Annotated in this window: 4 protein-coding genes and 1 pseudogene; 1 reads left to right on the forward strand and 4 read right to left on the reverse strand. The window is 54.9% G+C overall.

Going from position 1 to position 5,957, the window contains the following annotated elements; translation table 11 throughout:
* The 4 genes from F8I07_RS01275 to F8I07_RS01290 form a co-directional block, all read right to left on the reverse strand.
* A partial coding sequence (locus tag F8I07_RS01275; protein WP_292654711.1) for a DEAD/DEAH box helicase occupies positions 1 to 952 on the reverse strand: 952 nt, incomplete at its 3' end.
* Positions 949 to 1,590 carry an isoprenylcysteine carboxylmethyltransferase family protein gene (locus tag F8I07_RS01280; protein ID WP_292654714.1) on the reverse strand — a complete coding sequence of 214 codons (642 nt, stop codon included), beginning with the start codon at positions 1,588 to 1,590 and terminating at the stop codon, positions 949 to 951. The genes F8I07_RS01275 and F8I07_RS01280, both read right to left, overlap by 4 nt.
* Entirely contained in the window at positions 1,500 to 2,435 is a 936-nt protein-coding gene (locus tag F8I07_RS01285) for a magnesium transporter CorA family protein (RefSeq protein ID WP_292654716.1), read from the reverse strand. Before F8I07_RS01285 ends, F8I07_RS01280 begins: the two co-directional genes overlap by 91 nt.
* 1 nt (position 2,436) lies before the next feature.
* Positions 2,437 to 4,626, reverse strand: a complete 2,190-nt coding sequence (locus F8I07_RS01290; protein ID WP_292654718.1) for an EAL domain-containing protein — start codon at positions 4,624 to 4,626, stop codon at positions 2,437 to 2,439.
* Positions 4,627 to 4,966: 340 nt separating this feature from the next.
* Here F8I07_RS01290 and F8I07_RS01295 point away from each other — a divergent pair.
* Positions 4,967 to 5,957, forward strand: a pseudogene (locus F8I07_RS01295) (aconitate hydratase B); the annotation flags it as partial.

Genomic DNA, 5,957 nt, shown 5'->3' on the forward strand with positions numbered 1-5,957 from the left:
CGATAGGACGGGTCTGCATCCGCTCCATTCCGACGGCGGCGTCGTAGGAGACCTCCCGCCGGTAGCCGCCGTCCACGACGATGCGGATTCCCTCGATGGTGAGGCTGGTCTCAGCCAGATTGGTGGCTAGGATCACTTTGCGCCTGCCGGGGGGTGCGGGGCGGATGACACGGCGCTGCGCGGCGGGATCCAGGGCGCCGTAGAGCTCCAATACCTCCACCTCCGGTCCCACCCCCTCCAGGAAGCGGGTACATTGTCGGATCTCCCGAAGGCCGGGGAGGAAAGCGAGCAGGGAGCCTTCGTGCCGCTGCAGTGCCTCTTTGACGGTGCGGGCGGTTTCGGCAGCCAGGTTGTCCGGTGTGACGACAGGGGCACGGGGGTCACGGTAGTGCAGCGTCACCGGATGGGAACGACCGGCGCTTTGGATCAGGGGGGTCTCCCGGCCCAGCAGGCCGAGAAGTTCGTCGCTCTGCAACGTCGCGGACATCACCAGGATCCGCAGATCCTCCCGGAGCAGTTCCTGGCTCTGGAGCGCCAGGGCCAGCCCCAGATCGGCGTGGAGGGAATGTTCGTGGAACTCGTCGAAGATCAGCAGCCCCACTGCTTCTAAGGCTGGATCGCCCTGAAGCATCCGGGTGAGGATCCCCTCCGTGACCACCTCGATCCGGGTTCGGTCGGAGACCTTCGCTTCGCCCCGCATCCGATAGCCCACCCGCTCTCCCGGACGTTCTCCGAGGGTTTCCGCCATGCGCGTCGCCACCATCCGGGCCGCCAGACGTCGCGGTTCGAGCATGAGAATCCGGCGGTCGCCCAGCCACGGCTCCTCCATCAGTTCCAGCGGGACCACGGTACTTTTGCCCGCTCCGGGATCGGCCTGGAGGATGACGCGGTGACGGGAGTGCAGTGCTTCCCGCAATCGGGGAAGGACGGAGTGGATCGGGAGAGCGTTCATTTTTCGTTTTGTCGTTCCCGACCGAAGAGCATCCGCCAGCACCGGAGGGATCGGGGAACGAGCGGGGTCTGCCGGCGGTACTCCCGGTAGGCGTCACCGAATTTCCCGATCGCTTCTTGCTCCTCCAGGGTCAGGATCATCACCAGGATGAAGAGGGCCTCCGCCGGCGCGACGAAAAAGATGAAGGTCGGTGATCCCAGCAGCAGAGCGACCCCCAGAGGCAGGAGCATCAGGCCGAAGAGCATCGGGTGGCGGCTGCAGCGGTAGATCCCGCCGGTGACCAGTCGGTTGGTCTCGAGACGGGGGAGACTGCCCTCGCGTCCGTGTCGGGCCAGTTCCCGTCCTCCGACGGCGGCGGCCCGAAACGAGAGGGTCAGGACAATCAGCCCCAGGGGCAGGGTCAGGAGGTGGAACGGGAGGCTGTCGAAAAGCTCCGGGAAACGGTTCAGATCGTTTCGGATCGAGAAGGCGGCTCCTCCGACCAGCAGGAGAATCCAGATCAGGATCCGAAGGACCACCGAAGGGGTGGTGATACGCCTCATCCCCGTCAGATCCACTTCTGCTTTTTGAGCCAGCGGTAGATAAACCAGCCGATGGCGATGTTGAGCCCCCAGACCAGGGCGTAACCGTATTTCCATTCCAGCTCCGGCATATATTTGAAGTTCATCCCGTAGTTGCCGACGATAAAGGTCAGAGGCAGGAAGATCAGGCTGATGGCCGCCAGGCGCTGCATCGCCTGGTTCATCCGGTTGCTCAGAAAGCCCATCAGCAGGTTCTGCAGGTATCCGGTGCGGTCCAGATAGTTTTTGGACTCGTTGATGGAGAAGGAGAGGTGCTCCTTGAGGTCGATAAACTCATATTTGAGCTTTTTGCGCGTTTCGACAGGGAAGTGGTTGTAGATCTTGTTGACCACATCCGTCGATTGTACCGAGAGTTTGGCGACGCGGTTGAGGGTGCGCCGGGCGAAATAGAGGTCTTTCTGGACCGTCTCTTCGTCCAGCTCTTCGGCAAAGATCCGGTCCTCGATCTCTTCCAGCCGGTCGTCGATTCGGTCGATGATCCACATAGTGTGGTCCACCATGATGTCGATGACCGTGTAGGTGATGTAAGCCAAAGAATCACTTTGGCGGTAGCGCTTGTAGAGTTTGGCGGTGAGGCTCTTGATGATCTTCTCGTCCCGTCCGAGGAAGATGAAGGTGTTTTCGGTGACGATGATGACCACGTTCTCATCATGGTAGAGCAGGTCATCCTCCTCGTCGCTGATGAAATATTTGAGGATGATGAGTTTGAAACGATCGTGCTCTTCATAGGTGATACTTTGATCTTCGTTGCGGATATCTTCGATGAAGCTCTCGGGGAAGTCATGATCCCGCAACCACTGTAGGATCGTCGTATTGTCGATGGTGGTGAAGATCACCTGTTTTTTCTTGTCATCCAGTACAATCTCCTCTTTGCGGTAGAGGCGGTCGGAAAACAGATACATCTCATCCCTCCTTGGCTGGCAGCAGTGCGAAAAAATCCTCTTGAGGCATCGGGTGCTTGAAATAGTACCCCTGACATATTATCTCAGGACAGATTTCAAGGAGTTTTTTCATCTGTTCCCTGGTTTCGATTCCTTCGGCGATGATACTATAGCCAAAATGTGAAGCGATTTCGACGATATGTGTAACAAGAAAGGACGTATTGGGATTTTCGATGATTCCGGTGATGAAGCTTCGATCGATTTTCAGCAGCGAGAAGGGCAACCCTTCCAGGTACGAAAGCGATGAGTACCCGGTGCCGAAATCATCGATGGCCCAACGAACCCCCCAGTCTTTGACTTGGTTGATCTTGCTATGGAAGAGTTCAAAGTTGTCCATCAGTGTGGTTTCCGTGATTTCTATGACGAGTTGTGTCGGATCGATATTGTAGGATTTGAGGGTTTGCTCCAATGTGGGGACAAAATCCTCATAGCCCATTTCACGAGCGTCGATGTTGGTGGAAATAAAGGAGAGTCGGTTCCCCCGTTTGTTGAGTTCGTCGAGGGTCTTACAGACCTCTGCTCTGACCCAGCGGCCGATTCGGTGAATTTCTCCGCTCTCGACGGCGAGAGGAATGAACTCGGCGGGCGACAAAAACCCGAGGGTCGGGTGGCGCCAGCGAAGCAGAGCTTCGGCCCCGATAAGTTGCTGACATTTTCGTGTATAAAAAGGTTGATAGTAGAGTTCAAGCTGGGAAAAGAGCTCCTCGCGGTTGAGTTCCTGGTGCAAAAAGAAGCGCTTACGTTGTTGTGCATCCATTTCACTGTCATAAAAGGCATATTCCTGTTTCCGGCTTTTTGCCCGGTACATCGAAATATCGGCAAGGCGGATGATCTCATTGGCATCATCCATTTGGGGAGTCACAATGACGATTCCGATACTGGCGCTTATTTTCAGATGATAATTCTCGAAAAGCAACTCTCCTTTCATGGCATGGTTGATGGCTTTGGCAAAGCGGGCCCCTATCGTTTTTGCCTCCGTGTCAGTTTGGCAGCAGTCGGTATGGAGTATGACAAACTCATCCCCGCCGTGTCGAAAGACCTCCGCGTTTTCGGGGACCAGCGTTTTGAGTAGATCGGCGACCTCTTTGAGAACCCGGTCTCCGAAGGGATGCCCCAGGGTATCGTTGATCGGTTTGAATTGGTTGAGATCGAGGAAATAGAGCAAAGAACGTTTGGAACTGTGTACCTGATTTTCTACCACGGGTTGGAGGCGTTGCAGGAGACTGCGGCGATTACGCAGATTGGTCAGGGGATCGAGAGAAGCCAACTCCTCCAGGTGTTCGATACTCTTGATCTCTATCGTTTTGTCCTGAAAACTGGTGACGCCGCCGATCAAGTGACCGTCGGCGTTGAAAAGCGGTGCCGCCTTGGCCTGAAGCCAGTACTCTTGGGGGGTGAACGTCGAGAGATAAAGACCGTTATATTCCTTTGTCTGCCCGGTATCCAGAACGCTACGCATCATATTGACCGATTCTTTGTGGCGCAATTGATTGAGATCGAACCCCTCTAGTTTTGTATGAGGAGGTATCTCAAAAAAATCCTTGAAAGCCTGATTATACTTTTGGATCTTGAGATTCGTATCGAAATAGAAAATCGGAATAGGGGTTTGTTCGAAGAGGGCAAGAAGCTCTCCCTCTTTTTCAAGCAGCTGATTGCGATGGCCGTAAACCTCTCTCATGTATCGATGTGTCGTCTGGGCGATGAGTGTGATGACGATGATGAAGAGGATGACAATCCCGACGTAGAGCAAGGCGTAATGATCGGATAGACGAAAGAGATAGAGGATCATCGGCAGGGTCGTCAGCGTCGCATAAGAAGCGGCCAGTCTGAGACTGGGGAAGAGGGCGGCCATTGCCCCGGCAGTGATGCCGATAATGTAGGTAAAAAGAGAGAATTTGAGATAGGTATCCTGCAGGTAGGGAGCAAAAAGCGGAACAGAGATTCCCACCATCAGAGCCGTCAACATCGCTGTAATAAAAAATTTTCGGTAGAGACGATAAGCCTGAGACCTATTGAGACGTGCAAAAGTAAAATGTTTCTGATAGGCGAGAACATCCCCAAGCCGGTAGCCGGTCATCCCGATCAGCAGGAGGCTCCAGGTATAGAGGATACCATGGGGTATTGTCCCTATATCCGTTAGGAGTACGGTCATGAAAAATGTTACCATCAAAAGAAAGAGAAGACTGCGCCTGGCATGAAGATAGAGTTGTTCGACGATAAAAGGCTCGATCGACTCTTCAAGTAAAAAATGGGAATGTTGTCGGTTTTTCTGTATCGGATTCATTATCGGTGATTGTAACGGAAAAGGACTTAGATGTGTAGAAGTGTAAGGTAATTGTCAGATTTAGGCGAGTGAATTGTCCAAGTGCTTTTGTAACTATCCGATACATCCTTTATGGGCGTTCAGGTGAATTGCCGGGTTTATCCGAGACTTTCACCGGGCTTTTGCTACCATCAATGTTACCCAATCCAAGACAACGAGGGAGAAACGAATGTCTCTGATCGAAGATTACAAAAAACACACCGAAGAACGCGCCAAGCTGGGCGTACCTCCGCTGCCGCTGACCGCGCAGCAGACCGCCGAGCTGGTGGAGCTGCTCAAGCAGGACCCCATCCCCGAGGAGGCGTATCTCCTCGACCTGCTCAAAAACCACATCAACCCGGGTGTGGATGATGCCGCCTACGTCAAAGCGGCGTTTCTCAATGCCATTATCACCGGTGATGCCCACTGCAAAGCCATCGACAAGGTCGAGGCGGTCAAGATCCTGGGCACCATGCTGGGCGGCTACAACGTCGGTCCCCTGGTCGAGGCGCTCAAGCACGAAGATCCCGCCGTGGCCCAGGCGGCAGCCGACGAACTCAAGCACACGATCCTCGTCTACGATGCCTTCAACGATGTCAAGAGCTTGATGGATGAAGGCAACGCTTTTGCCAAAGAGGTGATCGAATCCTGGGCCAACGCCGAGTGGTTCCTCAAGCGTGAGCCCCTGCCTGAAGAGATGAAGCTGACGGTCTACAAAGTCCCCGGCGAAACCAACACCGACGACCTTTCTCCCGCCAGTGAAGCTTTCACCCGATCCGACATCCCTCTGCACGCCCAGTCGATGCTGACCAGTCGGATGGAGAAGCCCCTCGAGACCATCAAAAAGCTCAAAGAGAAGGGCAACGACCTGGCCTACGTGGGCGATGTCGTCGGAACCGGAAGCTCCCGCAAGTCCGGAATCAACTCCGTGCAGTGGTGGTTCGGCCATGACATCCCCGGCGTCCCCAACAAACGCACCGGCGGGGTGGTCATCGGTTCCATCATCGCGCCGATCTTCTTCAACACTGCTGAGGACAGCGGCTGTCTGCCGATCGAAGCCCCCGTCGACAAGTTGGAGACCGGCGACGAAATTATCGTCAAGCCTTACGAGGGTGTCATCCTCAAAAACGGTGAAGTGGTCAGCGAGTTCGAGCTCAAGCCCAACACGCTTCCCGACGAGA

This window comes from Nitratifractor sp. (genome assembly GCF_015487065.1).
Lineage (GTDB): Bacteria > Campylobacterota > Campylobacteria > Campylobacterales > Sulfurovaceae > Nitratifractor.

Excerpts from the sequence above, each read along its gene's own strand:
- F8I07_RS01280 (WP_292654714.1), bottom strand. The coding sequence starts at position 1,590 with ATGGAAATACGGTTACGCCCTGGTCTGGGGGCTCAACATCGCCATCGG.
- F8I07_RS01285 (WP_292654716.1), bottom strand. The coding sequence starts at position 2,435 with ATGTATCTGTTTTCCGACCGCCTCTACCGCAAAGAGGAGATTGTACTG.
- F8I07_RS01290 (WP_292654718.1), bottom strand. The coding sequence starts at position 4,626 with ATGACCGTACTCCTAACGGATATAGGGACAATACCCCATGGTATCCTC.